The organism is Catenovulum adriaticum (assembly GCF_026725475.1).
In the GTDB taxonomy this organism is placed as follows: domain Bacteria; phylum Pseudomonadota; class Gammaproteobacteria; order Enterobacterales; family Alteromonadaceae; genus Catenovulum; species Catenovulum adriaticum.
The window spans coordinates 434619-455104 of record NZ_CP109965.1 but is presented as its reverse complement, the minus strand read 5'-3'; the positions used below and the strand labels follow the sequence as shown (position 1 = coordinate 455104).

The 20486-nt window shown below is 38.4% G+C and carries 18 protein-coding genes; 7 read left to right on the top strand and 11 right to left on the bottom strand.

Annotated elements, in window-relative coordinates; translation table 11 throughout:
- Positions 1-22 precede the first annotated feature (22 nt).
- Genes OLW01_RS01975 through OLW01_RS01965 form a run of 3 tightly spaced genes read right to left on the bottom strand, consistent with a single transcriptional unit; the run spans position 23 to position 1822 of the window.
- Positions 23-451, bottom strand: coding sequence for a YeeE/YedE family protein (locus OLW01_RS01975; RefSeq protein ID WP_268074960.1), 429 nt, complete (start codon positions 449-451; stop codon positions 23-25).
- 1 nt (position 452) lies between these two features.
- The gene (locus tag OLW01_RS01970; RefSeq protein ID WP_268074959.1) at positions 453-893 is read right to left on the bottom strand and encodes a YeeE/YedE family protein; all 441 of its coding nucleotides are present in this window, start codon (positions 891-893) and stop codon (positions 453-455) included.
- A 44-nt stretch (positions 894-937) separates the two neighbouring features.
- Entirely contained in the window at positions 938-1822 is an 885-nt protein-coding gene (locus tag OLW01_RS01965) for an MBL fold metallo-hydrolase (RefSeq protein WP_268074958.1), read from the bottom strand.
- Between the two features lie 90 nt (positions 1823-1912).
- Between OLW01_RS01965 and OLW01_RS01960 the strand changes: the two genes are divergently transcribed.
- Complete coding sequence (locus OLW01_RS01960; RefSeq protein WP_268074957.1) at positions 1913-2662, top strand: sulfite exporter TauE/SafE family protein; 750 nt, start codon at positions 1913-1915, stop codon at positions 2660-2662.
- A gap of 72 nt (positions 2663-2734) precedes the next feature.
- Here the strand turns inward: OLW01_RS01960 and OLW01_RS01955 are convergent, their stop codons facing one another.
- Positions 2735-2944 carry a cold-shock protein gene (locus tag OLW01_RS01955; RefSeq protein ID WP_268074956.1) on the bottom strand — a complete coding sequence of 70 codons (210 nt, stop codon included), beginning with the start codon at positions 2942-2944 and terminating at the stop codon, positions 2735-2737.
- A gap of 275 nt (positions 2945-3219) precedes the next feature.
- Between OLW01_RS01955 and OLW01_RS01950 the strand changes: the two genes are divergently transcribed.
- Positions 3220-3705, top strand: a complete 486-nt coding sequence (locus tag OLW01_RS01950) for a VF530 family protein (RefSeq protein WP_268074955.1) — start codon at positions 3220-3222, stop codon at positions 3703-3705.
- Between the two features lie 70 nt (positions 3706-3775).
- Here OLW01_RS01950 and OLW01_RS01945 read toward each other — a convergent pair whose 3' ends face one another.
- On the bottom strand, positions 3776-3976 hold the full coding sequence (locus OLW01_RS01945; RefSeq protein ID WP_268074954.1) for a YheV family putative zinc ribbon protein: 201 nt from the start codon (positions 3974-3976) through the stop codon (positions 3776-3778).
- 182 nt (positions 3977-4158) lie between these two features.
- On the opposite strand from OLW01_RS01945, the gene OLW01_RS01940 reads away from it, so the two are divergent.
- A complete protein-coding gene (locus OLW01_RS01940; protein ID WP_268074953.1) occupies positions 4159-6081 on the top strand; it encodes an ABC transporter ATP-binding protein in 1923 nt (640 codons plus the stop codon).
- Positions 6082-6090: 9 nt separating this feature from the next.
- Positions 6091-6588 (top strand): TIGR02444 family protein, encoded by a 498-nt coding sequence (locus OLW01_RS01935; protein ID WP_268074952.1) that lies wholly within the window; start codon positions 6091-6093, stop codon positions 6586-6588.
- 285 nt (positions 6589-6873) lie between these two features.
- Here the strand turns inward: OLW01_RS01935 and OLW01_RS01930 are convergent, their stop codons facing one another.
- From OLW01_RS01930 to OLW01_RS01915, 4 genes are all read right to left on the bottom strand, one after another.
- Entirely contained in the window at positions 6874-7239 is a 366-nt protein-coding gene (locus OLW01_RS01930) for a hypothetical protein (protein ID WP_268074951.1), read from the bottom strand.
- 37 nt (positions 7240-7276) lie between these two features.
- The gene (locus OLW01_RS01925; RefSeq protein ID WP_268074950.1) at positions 7277-8122 is read right to left on the bottom strand and encodes a type 2 periplasmic-binding domain-containing protein; all 846 of its coding nucleotides are present in this window, start codon (positions 8120-8122) and stop codon (positions 7277-7279) included.
- Between the two features lie 67 nt (positions 8123-8189).
- Positions 8190-9539, bottom strand: coding sequence for a phosphohexomutase domain-containing protein (locus OLW01_RS01920; protein WP_268074949.1), 1350 nt, complete (start codon positions 9537-9539; stop codon positions 8190-8192).
- A gap of 60 nt (positions 9540-9599) precedes the next feature.
- Complete coding sequence (locus OLW01_RS01915) at positions 9600-11756, bottom strand: glycosyl hydrolase (protein WP_268074948.1); 2157 nt, start codon at positions 11754-11756, stop codon at positions 9600-9602.
- Between the two features lie 340 nt (positions 11757-12096).
- On the opposite strand from OLW01_RS01915, the gene OLW01_RS01910 reads away from it, so the two are divergent.
- The 3 genes from OLW01_RS01910 to OLW01_RS01900 all read left to right on the top strand — a co-directional run bounded on the left by OLW01_RS01910 (position 12097) and on the right by OLW01_RS01900 (position 17816).
- Complete coding sequence (locus OLW01_RS01910) at positions 12097-15102, top strand: TonB-dependent receptor (RefSeq protein WP_268074947.1); 3006 nt, start codon at positions 12097-12099, stop codon at positions 15100-15102.
- A 64-nt stretch (positions 15103-15166) separates the two neighbouring features.
- Entirely contained in the window at positions 15167-16858 is a 1692-nt protein-coding gene (locus OLW01_RS01905; RefSeq protein ID WP_268074946.1) for a DUF5060 domain-containing protein, read from the top strand.
- 244 nt (positions 16859-17102) lie between these two features.
- Positions 17103-17816, top strand: coding sequence for an SDR family NAD(P)-dependent oxidoreductase (locus tag OLW01_RS01900; protein WP_268074945.1), 714 nt, complete (start codon positions 17103-17105; stop codon positions 17814-17816).
- Between the two features lie 162 nt (positions 17817-17978).
- Here OLW01_RS01900 and OLW01_RS01895 read toward each other — a convergent pair whose 3' ends face one another.
- Both OLW01_RS01895 and OLW01_RS01890 read right to left on the bottom strand, forming a co-directional pair.
- Positions 17979-19196, bottom strand: coding sequence for an AGE family epimerase/isomerase (locus tag OLW01_RS01895; RefSeq protein WP_268074944.1), 1218 nt, complete (start codon positions 19194-19196; stop codon positions 17979-17981).
- 1 nt (position 19197) lies between these two features.
- Positions 19198-20373, bottom strand: coding sequence for a glycoside hydrolase family 130 protein (locus OLW01_RS01890; protein ID WP_268074943.1), 1176 nt, complete (start codon positions 20371-20373; stop codon positions 19198-19200).
- Positions 20374-20486 lie beyond the last annotated feature (113 nt).

The window sequence follows — 20486 nt, the reverse complement described above, 5'->3', positions numbered from 1 at the left end:
TAAGGCTATTCGGTTACAGAGTTTATTTAGCCATATTAACATATTTAGTTAAAAACATGCCTAGCGCCATAAAGACAATAAATACCGAAATTTTACTTGTATCACCTAATATATTCACTAATGCTGGCCCCGGGCAAATGCCGGCAATCCCCCAACCAGCACCAAATATCATGCCACCTAGCACCAAAGGTTTGTCTATCTTTTTGTTAGCAGGTAAATCAAACTTGTCACATAAAATGGGTTTATTACGCGTTTTAATCAATAAATGATAAGCACTAATAAAAACGACTAACGCAGATCCCATAACAAAGGCTAAACTGGGATCCCAATGGCCACTAATATCTAAAAAATTTAAGACTTTTTGTGGATTAGCCATTTGTGACACTATCAGCCCAATCCCAAAAATAACACCTGATAATAATGCAACTATCAACTGGATTATAGATTTCACATTAAGCTCCTACTGTTATTAACTTTACAATAAAGACGGTTACAATCGCACTTGCCATAAAAGTACAAGTCGCGATAATAGAACGTTTAGAGAATCGCCCCACCCCACAAATACCATGTCCACTGGTACAGCCAGAGCCTAACTTACTGCCAAACCCCACTAAAAGCCCCGCAATAGCTAAAGTAAGCCAAGATGCATCTAACTCTACTGGTAAATAAAACCCAAAAGGTTGAGCAAGCAATGGACTAATGATTAACCCTGCAATAAATGCTACACGCCAAAAGCGGTTAACGGTTACTTCCGGTTGGTTTAAGCCGGTTATTAAGCGCGAAAAAATCCCGGATATTCCCGACACTTTGCCAACTAGCAGCAACATAATAATTGCAGCCAAAGCGATTAACATGCCTCCTATTGAAGCTTCTATTGGGGTAAATTCTGTCATTTTATATTCTCCAAAAGTTGATTTAGCTGAAGTGAGAGCCAATATTAATAAGCGTTAAATATAGGTATTTTAATAAAAGATTTTCCACTCGCTGATTTTTCAGGTAAAGCACCCGCTTTAATATTCACTTGAAGTGATGGGTACAATAATTTTGGTGCCGCCAATGTGTTATCTCGTTGTGTTCTAATATCGACAAAGCTATCGATACCAGTATCTTGGTTAACATGAATATTGGCTGCTTTGCTTTCTTTCACACTGGTTAAATAAGCCAGCTCACGCTGATTAGGTTGATAGTCATGACACATCCAGATCTTTGTATCGTCTGGCAAAGCATAAATACGCGTAATACTTTGATATAACGTTTTTGCACTTCCACCCGGAAAATCACATCTTGCAGTGCCAGCATCCGGCATAAATAAAGTATCGCCCACAAATAAATTACCATCGACTAAATAACTAACACCATCAGGTGTATGTCCTGGCGTCGATAATACTTCAATCGTAAATTGTCCTAACGGTAGCGCTTGCCCATCTTGTAATAAACAGTCAAATTCAGCGCCAGTTTTTGAAATATCTTGCTCATTTAAATCAAAAATATCAGCGAAAGTTCGTTGTACTTGAGCAATATTTTCGCCAATGGCCACTTTTGAAAGTTGCCCACTTTGCATCAAGCTGGTTTTTAAATAATGAGCCGCGGATAAATGATCAGCATGAGCGTGTGTTTCAAGTATCCACCTTACATTAAGCTGGTGAGCGCTAATAAACGCTAGTTGCGTATCTGCAAATTCTGTCGCCAAACGACCCGATACACCATCATAATCTAACGCACTATCAATAATAGCCGCAGATAAATTTTCCGCATCGTACACAATATAACTCAGTGTACTGGTTAATGAATGAAAAAAAGCTTTTACCTGTACACTACTCATACTCACCTCATAAAATATATTCCACACAACTTTGTATATTATAATTTAATAATGTACGATATACAAATCTAATTTAGCGAGTTTATAATTATGCTTTTGATATTATTCAGTGCGACTTTTATTGGAATCAGTTTAGGTTTGCTAGGCTCTGGTGGGGCAGTTTTAACTGTCCCTATTTTAATCTTTGGCTTTCAGCTAGATGAAAAGGTCGCAATAGCAAGCGCTTTAGCAATTGTCGCTCTCATTAGTTTATTTAGTTCTATTAACAACTACAAACAACAGCTAATTGACTGGAAATCTTTAAATCGCTTTATAATGCCCAGCTTAATTGGCAGTTACATTGGTGCAGTTTTAGGCGCTTATGTTAGTAATAATGTACAATTAATCGTTTTTTCTCTGGTGATGCTCATTGCCGGCATAAAAATGCTTAAACCAGTTAAAACAGAGTCTAAACCCGTTTCAAACTTAATCATTGTTACAGTCGGTTTGCTCATTGGGATTATCACTGGGTTTGTAGGTGTGGGAGGCGGATTTTTAATTGTGCCAGCTTTCATTATTTTATTAAACCTACCCTTAAAAAACGCAGTCGCGACTAGTTTAGTCTTGATTTTTGCCAACTCAAGCATTGCATTTTGCCAATACTTTTATGTATTTAGCGTTAACTCAATACAACTAAATTGGATATTAATAAGTACCTTTTCAGGCTTTGGGATACTGGGCAGCTACTTAGGACAAATTTTATCAAATAAATTAAATACAAACATAATATTAAAAATATTTGCTTGGGTATTAGTTATTTTATCTTTATTTACTTTTTATCAGGGGGTTTCAGGCGGGTAAATACGAGTTTATTTTAGGCATAAAAAAAGGGCAAACCCGTTAGGTTTACCCTCTGAAAATATCAGTTACTAATTAAAGAGCAACGATGTTTTCAGCTTGAGGACCTTTTTGACCCTGTGATACTACGAACTGAACTTTTTGGCCTTCAGCTAAAGTTTTGAAACCTTCGCTAGAGATTGCACTGAAATGTGCAAAAACGTCTGGACCTGATTCTTGCTCGATGAAACCAAAACCTTTAGCTTCGTTAAACCATTTTACTGTACCAGTAGTTGTATTAGACATAATAATATCCTGAAATTTAAAAATAATATTGCCTCAAGAGGCTCGAATTGCATGAAAAATATAGACTTGGATTTAAAAACTGCAGGACGAGTGTTACGAATAATACAACGAAATGTAGGATGTAAATTATAGACTTTCTTTCTAGCTGATGAGTACTTTATAGACATAATAGGCTTGTGTCTACTATTAATTTAATTTTTTTCAAATTAAGCAAATTAAAAGCACAGCTTACGGTATAATCTTATTATTAGTGACAAAGCAAACAAGGCCATGGCATGACAGACACAAATCCTTATTTAAATAACCCACTGCACGGATTAAAGCTAGAGACTTTAGTAACTGAGCTTGTTGAACATTATGGTTTTGAAATTTTAGCCGAATACACTCGAATAAAATGTTTTGATAAAAAACCTTGCATTAAATCCAGCATTAAATTTTTAAAAAAGACCGCTTGGGCGCGCGAAAAATTAGAGATTTTTTATTTATACAAATACAAAAATTTACCAAAACCAGATGATACTAACTATGCCCTGCCCCCTCGAGAGCGCATAGTGCCAGAACACCAAAAGCCACGTCAGCCAATTGAATTAGTGTTAGGTGAAGCGCCACCACCCAAACAAAGAAGCAGCCAGCCTAACAATAGCTCAAGGAATAGATCAAGCAATAGAGCCAGTAACGACCCATACAAACAAAATAGCAATCCTAAACGAAGCCACCGTGATCAAGACGAACCTTGGGATCCTTGGGCAGCACACAGATAAATAAATGAGTCTTTAGATAATCACGGCTTGAGGCAATTTTGGACTTCAAGCCAGTATTAAAATTGGATGATTATTCAGGTTTAAATAAGCCAATAACCTGACCTTCTCTTTTACTTGAAGCGGCTACTTGTGCATCGGTTTGGCTTTTAATATCTCCGCAGTCAACGCACTCAACTTTTTCAACTTCATTTTCTTTATATAACATTAGCGTATCTTGTCCTTTGCATTGCTGACATATAGCACCTGCTATAAAACGCTTTTTATGCTTCATAATTTGCCGCCATATATTTGATTGCTAAAAGATATGTTAAGAGTGTATTTAACTATCATGTCTAATTCCAGTAACATAGCGTTTAATAGCCCTATAACTTCAACTTTGATTTGTAAAACAAGGCAAATAATAGCCTGATTTACTACGCTATCTCAAAGTTATCACTCAAATTGCGGTAATAAATGATTTCAATACAACAAATTTCCTTACAACGTGGCCAGAACTTTTTATTAGAAGGAGCTAGTGCTGTTATTCACCCTGGCCAAAAAGTGGGTCTTATTGGTAAAAATGGCTGCGGTAAATCTAGCTTGTTTGGATTATTTAACCAGTATTTACAAGTGGATGCAGGAGAACTGCACATACCTAACAACTGGGTTATTGCTAACGTAAAACAAGAAACACCAGCCTTAGAACAAACCGCTATTGAATATATAATTGATGGCGACCAAGAATACCGCCAAATTGAACTATCAATCGCCAAAGCAGAACAAGAGCAAGCCCAAGTGCAAGCCGGTGAAAAATTAGCTCAGCTTTACGAAAAAATGGAACACGTAGACGGCTACACTATTTACGCGCGTGCTGGGCAATTATTAGCAGGTTTGGGATTCAATGAAAAACAGCAACATTCACCCGTTTCTGATTTTTCAGGTGGGTGGCGAATGCGGCTAAATTTAGCGCAAGCACTTATTTGTCGGTCTGATTTGTTACTACTGGATGAGCCAACTAACCACCTTGATTTAGATGCTGTCATTTGGCTTGCGAAATTTTTAAATCAATACGCTGGTACTTTAGTGGTTATTTCACATGACAGAGACTTTTTAGACGAAGTTTGCCAGCAAATATTGCACATAGAGCAACAAAAAATTCATACCTATAAAGGCAATTATTCACAATTTGAAGTACAGCGCGCGACTAAGCTTGAGCAACAACAAGCCATGTTTGAACGACAGCAAAGAGAGCGGGCGCACATGCAAAGTTTTATTGACCGCTTTAAAGCGAAAGCCAGTAAAGCTAAACAAGCTCAATCGCGCGTAAAAGCATTAGCTAAAATGCAAGTTATAGGGCCTGCGCATGTCGATAGTGAATTTAACTTTAGCTTTAGAGAGCCAGAAAAAAATCCAAACCCGCTTATTTCACTCAAACAAGTGAGTGCCGGTTATCCGGATAAAACGATTTTAGAAACCATTAAACTCAATTTAGTTCCGGGTAGCCGAATTGGCTTACTCGGCAGAAATGGGGCGGGTAAATCAACCTTAATCAAATTACTCGCCGGTGATTTAAAACCGCTTTCAGGCGAGCATACCGCCAGCGCCGGCCTAAATATTGGGTATTTTGCGCAGCACCAATTGGAGCAATTAAGAGTAAAAGATTCACCACTTGAACACCTAGCTCGTTTAGCGCAAAAAGAAACAGAACAGCAACTGCGTGATTTTTTAGGCGGTTTTGGCTTTAACGGCGATCAAGCACTCGATAAAGTTGAAAATTTTTCTGGTGGCGAAAAAGCCCGCTTAGTATTAGCTTTATTAGTCTGGCAAAAGCCCAATTTACTGCTGCTAGATGAACCAACAAACCATTTAGATTTAGACATGCGTCTTGCGTTAACCATGGCATTACAAGAATTTGCAGGCGCTATGATTATTGTTTCGCATGACAGACACATATTACGCAGCACCTGCGATGATTTTTATTTGGTTGATAATGGTCAAGTGGAGCCGTTTCAAGGTGATTTGGAAGATTACGAAAAATGGCTAACAGAGCAGCAAAGCAGCCAACAAAATGATAAAACAACTAACGACAAGGCTCATTCGGCGGCCAATAAAAAAGAAACCAAACGTCGCGAAGCTGAATTCAGACAAAAAACCAAACCACTACGCCAACAAATTGATAAATACAGTAAAATTGTAGATAAATTACAAGCACAGCTCGATGATATTGAAGCTAAACTAGCCGATACTGAGCTTTACACAGACGAAAATAAATCAATTTTAACCGATTTAATAAAAAGCCAAGCCAATGTTAAAAGCGAATTAGAAAAAGCTGAAGAATCTTGGATGTATGCTGAAGAAGCATTAGAAAATGCACAAACTGAGTTTGACCAGTCTTAAGGCGACACAATGAAAAACGCAGGTTTAAATAAACAAAAGATCGATATTAACGACATTTGGCAGCAAACCTGCGCTTTATATCAACAAGCAGATATCAAAACGCTATGCCTAAACTTACAAAATAACTATCAAGCGAACGTAAATTTGGTTTTAATATTAAGCATATTGCAAAATCAAGGTTATCAATTTACTCAAAACCAGTTAAACGACTTACTACAAACTGTATTAGCATTTAGTCAGCAAACTACCGTACTAATCCGCCAAGCCCGCTTTAACTGGCAACAATACAAAAACACAGCCAAACCTAATGACTATTTAATCGTAAAGAAAAGCTTATTAGCGACAGAGCTTCACTTTGAACAGCAAGAACAAAAGCTAATTATTGAGCTTTTAAATAAAGCACTTGCCAGTCCGTTAAGCTATCCCCCCACACTCCCCCCCTCATCTTGGTACTTTGCACAACAAAACATACCAACAGATAAACTAAACGACTTAAGCTTTTGGTAACACAAAACCGCCAAAGGGATGGTAATAATCCCAATAAGAATGACCCAAATAAAAAAGCGCTTAGATCGGGTTGTTTACAGAATATACAATGCGGTACTTTGTTTAACATTTTATTAAGCTTAGCAGTGAAGCTAATTGATACCGAGCAGGATACAGACACAACTGAACGTTTTTGAACGACCTCTTTTTGTTATATTGTTTGAAATATACCTGTTATGTATAGGTTAATTGGCGGGCCTTGATTTTAAAGGCCCGCCAACCTTTTTATGATATAACGTTAGCTGATTAATCTACCCAAAACGTAATACTAGTGATGTTATATGTACTATCAACATTGTGACCAGCTATCACTGTTTCCCCGGCCATGGGGTAATCGCTAGAAACAACATATAAGCCTGTTTCTTTGGTTGGCACTGTCATGTTTCCTTGTTGGTCTGTACTTAATTTTATTTGTTCCTTATTAGGCGTTAATACAACGACAGCATGTTCTTTAACTGGGGTGTTGAGGTAAGTTAGTGTCATAGTGTTACTTTGTGCACTTACAGGTACAAATTCAAAATCGGTTTTGCTGTGGGTTTCATTTCTACCGGCTTTCGCAAATAATTTAGCAGCCTGTTTTTTTGGCGACTTCCAAAATTTCCATGCTGGCACTTTTTCTAAATCCCACGGTTCCCATAGATCATTACAGTTATGGCTGGTTTTCTAAGTTTAGCCATAGTGCTTTACGTTTTAGTGGGGTTTGTTCTGTTAATGTGGGGTTAGGAATACGAATGACTTGACGTTGAGATAATTTCGCAAGCTTGAGTGCATTTTTAATGTGCGGCGCATTGTAAAACAGCTCATCGAAGCTTCCATCCGCGATCGCTTGCTCTAAACCTTGTACAATTAACCGGTGCAGATCAGGATTATCGCGACTCACAAAAAAATACATCGCCATTGGATAAACCAATAAAATGTGTTTTTCCACCATTAAACCTAATGTCGGTCTGTTGAGTACTTCATCCCAAGGTTCATGAACAGCTAAAGGAAAATAATCAAAACGACCGCCTTCTAGCATATAAAATAAATTTTCTTTTTTTACCGAAGTAACCACAGGTAAACCTGAAAACTTTAATATTTCTGTATCGCCCCAAAACCTTCCCTGTCCTGCCTTTAAGGTTTTTAAAGCTGATAAGCTATCTACCTTTGAAAAAGCAGCTTGCTGATCCGGCCGGATAATAAACAAACGATGTCCTTGCAAGCCTTTCATTAACGGTATGCGTATTGGTAATAAATTATGCTCGTAATCGGGCTGAGTGCCTGCCCACATAATTGATAATTCGCCATTTTTAATCCGCTCAACTTGCTGTTGTTGATTAAAATTTTGACTAGATTCGATAATGCTAAATTGTTGCTCAACATTGGCTTTAGCCAATGCTAGTTCAATTAACGCTATAAAATATTGGCTTTTAAGATCGTCGACTCGTGTGTGTTTTATTTGTTGAGCCTGTAAACTAAATACCGTGAATAACAACAAAAAACTTAAATATCTCATTATTTAGCCTTTAACGGTTATACTGATAAAACATCCCTGTTTAAACGTTTATGCTTCTAAACCAAAGTTAAGCTTGAATAATTTTAGTTAGCTCTGCTGTTTTTTCATTTAGCAAAATGGTGTCTGCTCGGGTTTCAATATTTAACCGTAATAAAGGTTCTGTATTGGATGCCCGTACATTAAAACGCCAATGAGTAAACTCAACACTTAAACCATCGGTTAACTCAATTTTTAACGCAGTTGGGCTATAAATATCGTTTAGCGTTGTCAAAACAGCTTGTGCGTCAGTTACGGTAAAATTTAACTCGCCGCTGCAAGGATAAGCTTGCTGTTGCTCCTCCACTAGCCCGGATAATTTCACGTTTGACTGCGACAACATTTCTGCCAAAATTAACCAAGGTATATTACCATTATCGCAATAAGCAAATTGCCTAAAATAATGATGGGCACTCATTTCTCCGCCATACAGCGCATTTTTTTCACGCATGGTTTCTTTAATAAAAGCATGACCCGTTTTGCTCACGTAGGCATGGCCACCGTTTTTCTCAACAATTGCTTGAGTATTCCAACACAATCTTGGATCATAAATAATATTTTGCGAAGGTGTTTTAGCTAACTGTGCGGCGGCTAATAATCCCACCATATAATAGCCTTCAATATAACGGCCGTTTTCATCAAAGAAAAAACACCGATCAAAATCACCATCCCAAGCAATGCCCAAGTCTGCTTTATGTTCAACAACCGCTTTCGCCGTTACAACTCTATTTTCCGGTAATAAAGGATTTGGTACACCATTTGGAAACTGCCCATTAGCTTCGTGATGCAACTTAATAAACGTAAATGGCAACGCATCTTCCAATAAATCGATAATAGCGCCTGCCCCACCATTACCTGCATTAACTACTATTTTTAAGGGCGTTAATAGTGCAGGATCAATGTAAGACAATAAATGCGCTTTATACTGACTGCTTAAATCAACTTTAGTGACTGTGCCAATAACCGTAGTAGTGGGAAATTCTTTAGTTTCCGCTAAATTTTTAATCCGCAGTAATTGCTCACTTGAGATAGGCTTGGCATCTTGTTGTACAAATTTCATCCCATTATATTCTTTGGGGTTGTGACTAGCGGTCACACAAATACCGCCATCGACCGCTAGGGTTTGCGCAGCAAAATAAATTTCTTCGGTACCGCATTGGCCAATATGAATAACATCGCAGCCTTGTTCAGTTAACCCTTTAATAAGCGCGGTAGTTAACGCCGGTCCAGTCAACCGAATATCGTGCCCCACTGCCACTTTTTTCGCGTTCAATTCAACCGCAAATGCTCTACCTATCTCGTAAGCTATCTGCTCATTTAACGCCTGTGGTACCTTGCCACGTACGTCGTACGCCTTAAAACACTGTAAATTAGTTTTCATAAAACCCCTACCCTAAAAACCGGTTACATTTAACTTTCAAATAATAACCGGCTTATCCATTTAATCCGCTGAATAAACAATATTATCTAGTTGAACGACAACACCAACTTGTTCACTGCTCCACGGTTGTGGTACAAGCACAAAAGGCGCGGTTACGTAATCAATCATTAAACTATTATCCCCATTTAACGTCAATAAATCAGCAATTCTAAATTTATAACGTTGCCACTCCCCAACTTTAGGGGTTGTACCCGCAACATTGCTCTCTAGTGCAACGTCGCCTGTACCACAAGGCCAACCACAATCAATTTTAAATGACCAACCTGTAATACCCGATGGCTGATTAACTATTTTTAAATCGAATTGAATACTCCCGTCTTTATAGGCTGATAAGTCTTGCGCTTCATTAAATATCAACTCACTAACGGTTTCTCCTCCAATGTAAGTATGCTGGAGAACTTTGCCGTGTTCAGCATCACCGTCAACTAACTCTTGCGTTACTTTACCAGATTGACCAACCATCCACTCATCTGGTAATTCATTTTCAAAAATAGCTTTGTCAGCAACGCTAGGAGCCTCTACCACACCCGCAGTATATTTAATATTGTCTAATTGAATAACAACTCCAATTTGCGCATCGCTCCAAGGCTGCGGCACTATCACAATGGGCGAAGTAATATAATCAATTTCCAGTGCGTTATCAGCATTCAACTTTAACAAATCACTAATATAAAACTTGTAGTGTTGCCACTCACCTACCGTTGGCGTAACGCCATTTGCATTGGTTGATAAATCAACGTCACCTGTACCACATGGCCAACCGCAATCTATTTTAAATGCCCAGTATTCAATACCTGCTGGTTGATTCACTATTTTAAGATCAAATTCAATTGTACCGTTTGCGTAGTCAGATAAATCTTGAGGGCTATCAAATATAAACTCACTAACCGTCTCACCTGCTGTATAAGTATGCTGAATAACCTTGCCATGATCAGCATCACCTTCAATAATTTCGTGAGTTACTTTGTCACTTTGACCGGCTGTCCAGCCATTTGCTGTATCCTCAAATATAATTAAAGGTTCGGCTGGGGTACTGTCATCCGGCGGAGTTATACCACCGGGAATATCTAGTACAAGTCGATCATCTCCAGAAAAACCAGGCCAACCAGCTTTATCTTCAAGGGTAACAACATTGTCTGCGCTATAAAGTGCTTTAATAGAAGAATCGGAATTATCAATAAAAGTTAATTCAGCCCAACTCATTACAAATGTCCATTTAGGCTGTTGCTTAAGAATTTCAGGTGTAGGTAAAGTCGCCACTTCACCTAATGCAATTGGCTTGTCACCCGCTTTATTAAGTAATAAATCGTATTTTTCTTGAGAGAAGCCTTTACCGTCGGTATTGTAATTATCTAGTGATAAAATATCCCAATAACCGGCACCTGGATCATAGGCATCTAAATCAGCCTCTAATGTAGAGAAATCTTGTAAATTCCATGTGAAAGTTAAATTGGTAAGCGCTTTGTCGTCAACCAAATAATCATGGGTTAGCTGATATAATTTTACGGTATACTCTGGTTTACCTGCCAGAGACCACCAAAATAAGGTTTGATTCATTTCGTGAAAAGGTCTAAATAATACACGAACACCACGCTGATTCATTGATTCGAAAATTTTCGCGTAACTATCTAACCTTACTTTCCAAGCATTATTAAGGTCTCCGCCTTCGGTCAATAAACTGGTCCACTGAGCTTCGGTTAAATCGGTTAACACACCACCTTCCCAACCGCAATCTTCATTTGTTGTTGGTGGGCAAACATGCATCATCACATTCACCAACGCACCTTGCTGCCAAGCAGCCTCTGCTTGACTGACTAACGATGCCCGTAAACCGACCCCTGCTTCACCAAAACCAAAATCCATCCCCCACAATGCAGGCCAACTCCCCGTCAATTCGGCCGCTTTTTTTGACCAATAGCTCGGATTGTTTTCTAAAACTTTTTCATCATTATGTACACCTACAACGGTTTTACTGCCTTTAATTTCATTTAGGTAATTTAGCATGACAGGTTCTAAGGTTGGCCCGTGCAATGAGCCACCGTCAGCCCCGCCGTTTCCAGCATCAGAAATATAAGTAACCTTAGGATCCTCATTGCCACAACCTGTTAACGCAAATAATAAACTAGCTGCAAGGCTTAAATTTAATAACTTTTTCATTTCAGCTCCGATTTTAATTGGAATAATCAAACCAAGACACAGCCCAAAAAAGCAAATGGGTACGCCTAGATGAAATAACAATACCACCAACTGAAACCCGTTACAATTTAAAATTAACACAAAATTTACCTTTTCCTTTTATTTAAGTATAAATAACATTATTTTTACTTATTAATGCAAAAATAGTTGAATACCTTGCTTAATTCAGCTAAATTCCTTTAAGAATTAGCCGAAAAGCATCTTTTTTAGCGAAAAGTAAGTAACCGGTTCCAAATAAACGTTACATTATACTTACTGCTAAAATGGTATTATATAAGTTAAAAATGGTGGAATAGTTATTATGAACTTAAAGAAAACGCTTCTTGCAACCAGTCTAACAGCCGTATTTGTCCAGTTAACTACGAGCAGTCTCGCGTTTGCCGCTGAGACGCAAACCGAAGAAACAGAGGTAATCACAGTTAAAGGGATTCGTGGTTCGACAATTGCAGCAATACAGAATAAAAGATTTTCTAATTCAATTGTTGAATCAATTGCTGCTGAAGATATTGGTAAGTTACCGGATATTACAATAGCTGACACATTACAGCGTGTAACCGGTATCCAAATTCAACGTTCAGCAGGTGAAGGGGCGCAAATAAACGTCCGTGGTTTATCTCAAGTTACAACATTGTTAAATGGCGAGCAATTTATAAGCGCCGGTTCAATAACAGGCTTAACACCAGACTATAGTGATATACCAGCCGAATTATTAGGCGGTGTTGATGTATATAAATCAGCAGAAGCTAACTTAATGGCTGGTGGTATTTCAGGCACAATAAATTTAAAAAGTCGCCGCCCACTAGCGTTGGAAAAAACCGGTTGGACATTTGTTGGTTCTGGCGAACTTTCTGACGGCAATTATACCGATGAGCTCGGTAAAAAAGTAACGGGCTTCGTGGGTTACAAAGGCGAAGATTTTGGTTTTATTGCAACAGCCACGCGTTCTGATTCAACCTTAGCAAATTATCGTTATGGAATGTGGAGTGATTATTGGCAAGGCTTTGTTGACGATTTTGACGGCAATAGTGATGGCACTGATGAGCAAGTTGAAATTTTTGGTAATATTGACTACGGCATCACCAACAAAATCGCAGAGCGAGAAAGAACCGGTTTCTCATCAACTTTCCAATATATTGTAAACGACGATGTAGAAGTACTAGCCGACGTTTTTTATACAAAAATGACGAATTATGATACCGCAAATGGTTTAGTTATTGACAATAATTGGAGTAAAAACCAAGACTATATTACTCCGTTAGAATTTGTTAACCGTGGGCCTAGTGTTGATGGATCAGGTCGAGACTTAATTACACCTATTACATATGAAATCAACGCACCTCGGATAAAATCAAACGGCGAAGCGGTAGTCAGTGAAAGAGAATCTTTAAATTTTAATTTACAAACTAATTTACACCTATCTGATTATTTGACGACAACGGTTCGTTTTATCCATGGCGAAGCCACTAACGATACCATGAGAAACTTTGTTGATGCTTATACCACGTCAGGAGCTCAGTCAGCAGTTAACCGAAATACCCGAACAGATGGCGTTACCGCGCCAGTTAATCCGAATGGAATGGGCCCGGAAGATGTAACCGTATTAGTAGATACTAAAGGTAAGTATCCAGCTTTCGCCTTTCCTGCTGAATTGGGATATGACATCAGTAATTACACATTAGTGTCAACTTTTTCAGATCAAAATACCATTGATGAATCAAATTTAGATGCACTACGTTTAGACAGCAAGTATGAATTCGAAAATTCTTTTGGCTTTGTTGATACCGCATCTATTGAGTTTGGTGCAAGATACGGTCAGTGGAATGTCGACTCAGTCAACTACGACTTAGTTGCACCTGTACAAGCAAATGATAGAAATGGTGAGTTAGAAACAGCTTATGCCAAATGGAAAGATATTAGTGCATCTATTTCCAATGGCGGCGACACGATTACGGGTGCAGAAGACGTATCGTTTGAAAACTTATTTGGCATGGGTTACGTGAAAGAGATTTCTGATTTTGGCCCTGCGACAACTTATATTTACTCAAAAGATGACGAAGGTAATTATAGCTCTATTGACCCTGCGCAATTAGGCTATTACTTTATCGACACCGAGAAAATGAAAGATGTTTTAGGTTTTCAAAATACACTTTATCCGGGTAATATCCGTGCAAACCGCTGGAACAATACATATGAAGTTGAAGATAAGTCAACAACGAGTTATGTCCAGTTAAATTTAGAAGGCGAATTAGGATTACCGTTCACTGCAAATGTAGGGGTGCAAGCAGTAAACCGGAAACGTACTGTAACCAGTTACAATACGCAAACCAATGCAGGTACGCTTGAAGTTGGTCGAGTTGAATACAAAAGCATTTTAGGTACACCTGACCCCAGGGTTGGTAAAACAATTACCGAAACTGAAACGCTCGACTTTTTACCTCGCGTAAACCTTTCGGTTGATATCCGCGACGATTTAAAATTGCGATTTTCATACACTGAAAACTTAACTCAATTAGATGCCAATATTTTAGGTAAAGGTTCATCCACAACTTTTGTATCGCACCCAACGTTAGAAGGAGTATTTTCTGCAACTCAAGTCAATACAACGGGTAATCCAAATTTAGATCCATGGAGTTCAACTAACTATGATGCCAGTATTGAGTGGTATTTCAATGAACAAGGGATTATTAACTTGGGGGCTTACCGCATCGAAATAGATAGCTTCCCTACTGGTTTCCAAACAACGATAAATGGTATTGCTGACACTGATGGGGTGGTTCGTAATGATGGTTTAGATCACTTTACCCTTAAAAACGGCGATGGCGGAACATTAGAAGGGTTTGAAATTGGCTATCAACAAGCTTATGACTTCTTACCCGGTATTTTAGATGGGTTAGGTTCAAACATAAACTATACCTATACCGATGGTGAAGGGGGCGATACCGATTTTTATGGCGAATCTATGGTCATGGGCGGTATATCGAAAGAACAAGTTAATGCAATTTTATGGTACCAAAGAGACGGTATTGAAGCCCGTATTGCATATAACTACCGCAGTGATCGCTACATACAAACAAAAATGTTTGAACAAGTAAACGGCAACTCAAATCGTGTCGCTTTATTTGTAGAGCCAACTCGTTTTGTTGACGCCTCAATTTCGTATAGCTTTAACGATAATATTCAAGTGTATTTACAAGGCCAAAACTTAACCAAAGAGTATGAGCAATCTTACGCGCAATGGGCAGATATGAAAGTGAGCCAAAATATCTTTGAAGCGCGTTACACAGTTGGTTTAAGAGGTAGTTTCTAAACCCAATTTTCGACTATAAGCCTAGTAACACTAGGCTTTTTACATTATTTATGTATGGTATGTTATGAAAAAAATAGTTACGTTGTTACCAATTTTTGCGCTTGCAAGTTGTGCAAGTTATCAATCAGGTATTGCAGTTAAATCACTTGAATCGCCTGCGTTTCAACAAGCAAACTCTGACCAATATGCGCCTATTATCATTGATAGCCAAGTGGTTGCAGAGTGGCAAAATCCGTATGACTCACAAGATGTAGCGGTCGATTTAGCCATCACTACACCAAGTGGTACCACAAAGAAATTGCCAGGTTATTTTGTTGAAGGTAGCAGTTTAACCAAGGCAACATGGCGTTTTAAATTTACCCCTACAGAAATTGGACAGTATCAAGTTAGCACGCACCTAACCGATGATGGACAGCAGGTGCAAAGTGAAAAGAAAACTTTTAACGTAAAAGAAACCAATTTACAGGGCTTTTTACGCGCCAATGACCAATGGACTTTTAAGTACGATAACGGTGATTTGTTCAGAGGTATAGGCGAAAATTTTGGCTGGGAATCACGTGATGAAGACGATTCGCGCTATTTTAAAGCGTTGCACGAAGATAGTCGTTTTAATTATGATCACATGCTTAAAACATTAAATCACCAAGGTGCAAACTTAATCCGTACCTGGATGATTTACTGGAATTTACCGGTTGATTACCAAACTGTAAATAACAACTCTCGTTACCAAAATTCATCCAAGCGTTTTAACCCAAGTGGCGTAGCACGCATGGATCATTTACTTGATCTGGCTTCTCAATATGATATGAAAATTATTTTATCTATGGATAGTCATGCCGGATTTACGGGTGATGGTTGGGCATTTAATAGTTACAATCAAGCCAATGGTGGTCCAGCTGAATCAGCCACCGATTTTTTCACTAACCCAATCGCAAAACAGCGCTACAAAGACAAACTAAGGTTTTTAGTGGCTAAGTGGAGCTATTCGCCACAAATCGCAGCTTGGGAATTTTTTAACGAAATTGACAATGTAATGTACCATGGTGAAGAGCAACAAATTAGTGATGAAATCATTACTAGCTGGCATCGCGAAATGAGTGATTATTTAGCCCAAATCGACGTTCATGATCACCTTGTGACTACCAGTATTTCTCATCGTGGCGTTGCGGGTTTATTTGACCTACCCAACATAGATATTAACCAATCGCATTTGTATAAAATTACCGATCGCATTCCGGAAGTAATCAACAAATACACCCAAGCACACAACAAGCCTTATTTTGCTGGCGAATTTAGCGCGGAGTGGGATTGGAGCAAAAACTTTAACGATTACAAACTGTTAATGGTTAACGACTTTAAACGAGGCCTATGGTATGGCTTATTTTCTCCAACGCCAATTGCACCACTCACTTGGTGGTGGGAATATTTTGACGAAAATAATACAACCCCTTATTTTAACCACGTTAAAACCATTAACCAAAAAATGCTTAAAACAAGTACGGGTACACTATCCCAAATACAGTTAAATAACAGTAACAGTCATTTAACTACTTACGCTGTTAATAATGGCAATCAAATATTTGTTTATGTAAACAACCCAACCAACGCTGAACAAACGTTTGAGTTAACCGGCCATTCGGCTTTAAGCAATCTAAATGCGATTTACCATTGTGAAACGGGTAAATTTATATCAACAAATGCTGGCTATAATTTACTATCCGCAAATAGCGATCATGTTTTAATCTTTAATTTATAACTTTTTCTTTAAAGGGTTAAAACCGGCTGTAGCCAATTATAAATAATAGGCTACAGCTTTCCTCGTTAAAAGCCCCGGTAATCCCCCACCGAGTAGATACAGCGCATTTACTTAGCTTACTTTAAGATTCTGTATTATTTTTAGTATTGTTTTGAATCTAACTGTGTACTATTTCAAAAGCCAGTTAGCTGGATTTCTATCTATACTCTATGCTCTATGTATACCAAACTCATGAGTAAAATAAGTGAAAGTTCTTATCATTGGCGGCACAGGCGGAATTGGTTCAGCGCTTATACAGCGAATTATTAGCTCGCATGACGATATCAGGTTGTACGCGACTTACCATACAAACCACCCTCAAATTGAGCACCCCAATTTAACATGGTTTAAAACCGACATTTCATCAGACTTGGCCATTAAACAACTGGCTATCCGGATAGACAGCTTAGATATTCTTATTAATGCCGCAGGTTTTTTACATTTATCCAATAAAATGAAAATGCCCGAGAAATCAATTAATGAATTTAGTTCTGAATTTTTTATGCACAACCTTAATTCAAATACTATCCCTACCCTTTTACTTGGAAAGTATTTTGCGAAACATCTGAAAACTAACCGACAAACCCATTTTATTTCTATCTCAGCTAAAATTGGCAGCATTGAAGATAATCGCATTGGTGGTTGGATTAGCTATCGGTGTTCTAAAGCAGCGCTAAACATGGCAATTAAAACCATCAGTATCGAATGGCAGTACAAACTGCCAAACTGTTGTGTGTTAGCTTTTCATCCGGGTACAACCGATACACAGTTATCTCAACCTTTTCAAAAGAATGTAAATCCCGAAAAACTCTTTTCAGCCAACTACGTTGCTCAATGTCTGCTAAAACTCATTGATAGCACTAGCTCAAATGACACGGGTAAATTCTTTAGCTTTAGCGGAGAAGAAATCCCTTGGTAAAGCGATAAATTTGCTAGGGGTAAGGCTGCATTACGTGAAAAATGCATGGATTGACTGCAACTTAAGCGGAATTTTACGACTAAACCGGTAACTAATAAGTAAGTCATTTTGCTTAGCCGTAAATATATTGCCTGAATTAAACTGGAATGGTTCGCCGCTGATTTACTCCCCACCACCGTTAAGCAACTTTATAATTTCCATCATAGCTCTACCGTTATGATAAGGGGCTTTCCAAAAACCAGCTTTATAAGTGCTGTAGTTTGAATCTTGATCGCGAGTCGCCATCCAATGCCATTCCCCATGCTCTGAATCAATATGAAATTCATTTATAAACGCCCAAATATTGAGAAAGGCATCCCAGTACTCACTTTGCTCAGTTAATTGGTACGCATATAAAAACCCCACCATTGCTTCCGCTTGCACCCACCAACAACTCTCTTGATGTTTACGTTTAGGCAATATTTCAAATTCATCGCACACCTGCCCTAAATCACCCATCCCTTCTGCAAGGGTTGTTGCCGCCATATCTAAAACCAAGGGTTTTACACGTTTCATTAAAAATGGGTCATTTAACGCTACTAAGGCTTCATACAGTAACCAACTACATTCAATATCATGGCCATAAGAATAGGCTTTAGAGTGATCCTGCCAGTCCATATCCATAAATAGGCGTAAATGTTTATTAGATTTATCAACGATGATTTGGTCAAAAAACTCGATAACCCGGCTAAGTCCCAATGCACTTTCAGCAGTAGGTTTTACCATATGTAATGTGGCAAAGGCTTCCATTACATGTAAATGTGTATTCTGTGTTTTAGGGAAATTGTCGTCTTTTTCGCTTAAACGTACGTCGCCAATTTCGCCCCATTGACGATTAAAAGCCTCTAAATAACCGCCTTTTTCATTGTCATGGCAATGCTTTTGTAACAAATTAAAATAGTTGTATGCTTTATCAATGGCGGCTTGATTACCCGTTAATTTGTAATACGCACTCAGGCCATAAATAGCAAATGATTGAGCATAGGTTTGCTTTTTATCGTCATTGACTTGTCCTTTAGCATTGAGCGACCAGTATACCCCACCGTATTCAGGATCGTCAAAATGTTGAATGATATAATCGTATGCACGGTTTGCAGCAGCGCGATAGCGGGCATTATCTACGTAATGACACACCTCACTAAAAAACCACAAAACACGAGCGTGCATAACAATGCCTTTATCAGCTGTATCTACACCGGTACCGTCGGCATTTACTTGTCCAAAAAATCCACCATTGCGCTCATCAATAGCATGATCAATCCACCAATCTGCAATATTACAGAGTTCCTGTTGGAACTCTGTAAGCAAGCTGGTGATTTCTAGCTTGCTAAATACCGACATATTATAGAGTTTCCAATATAGTTAAGTTTTTATTAATTAAATCATTTCTGACTTCAACTGACGCCGCAGACCTTAGTCCATCCGCAGGTGTATTTTTTACATAATCAATAAGTTTATCTAAAGTCGTTGTAGCAACATGCATACGCGTATCTGATGACGCGTAGTATATATTCACTTGGTTATCTTTTAACGTCCAGCCATTTGCAAAAACCACGTTAGACACATCACCAACACGCTCTTCACCTTCTGGTGCAATAAAATGTCCAGCTGGTGCGTGTGTAATCACCCAAGGGCGTTCTAATTCTGTCATAAACATATATAAGACATACCGTAAGCCTGCAGCTGTATTTCGTACACCATGGGCTAGGTGTAACCAACCTTCAGATGTTTTAATTGGTGCTGGGCCTTGGCCATTTTTGATCTCTTTAATAGTGTGGTAGGCTTTATTATCAATAATAACTTCTTGTTTTATTTCAGCATTTTCCATTGATTTACATAAGCCCCAACCAATACCACCTCCGCTACCAACACTAATAAAGCCATCTTGAGGGCGGGTATATAGGGCGTACTGGCCATCCACAAACTCCGGGTGAAGTACCACATTACGTTGCTGGCCTGAATAAGTAATTAAGTCAGGTAATCTTTCCCAATTGACTAAATCTTTCGTTCGCGCGATACCACACTGAGCTTCCGCAGCTGATAGATCGTTTGGAAAGTTTTCATCTTTACGTTCAGTACAAAATAAACCGTAGATGTAACCATCTTCATGCTGAGTTAAGCGCATATCGTAAACGTTTGTATCTGGACAATCTGTCTCTGGCATGGTGATTGGATGTGACCAAAAACGGAAATTGTCTACACCAGTGTCACTTTCGGCAATTGCGAAAAAAGATTTACGATCATCGCCTTCAACACGAACCACTAATAAATACTTTCCATCTAAATAAATTGCGCCTGAATTTAAAGTCGCATTAACACCTTGTCTTTCTAATAAAAATGGATTTGACGCTTCATTAAAATCAAATCGCCAATGCACAGGAACATGCTCGCGAGTAACAATAGGATTGGCCCACCGTTGATAAATACGGTTACCACCAGCTTTTGCTGAATTAGGTTTAGTTAATAAGCGTTCCTGCTCTGAAATTAAGGATTTTACTTGCTGAATATATGAACTCATGAAAAATACTCCAATAATACCGGTTACATCACAACTAAAAAATAGCTGTAACAGAAATTTAAGTTAGATTTTTTTAAGATGGCTTGGTGTTCAAACTGCCTTAAACACCAAGC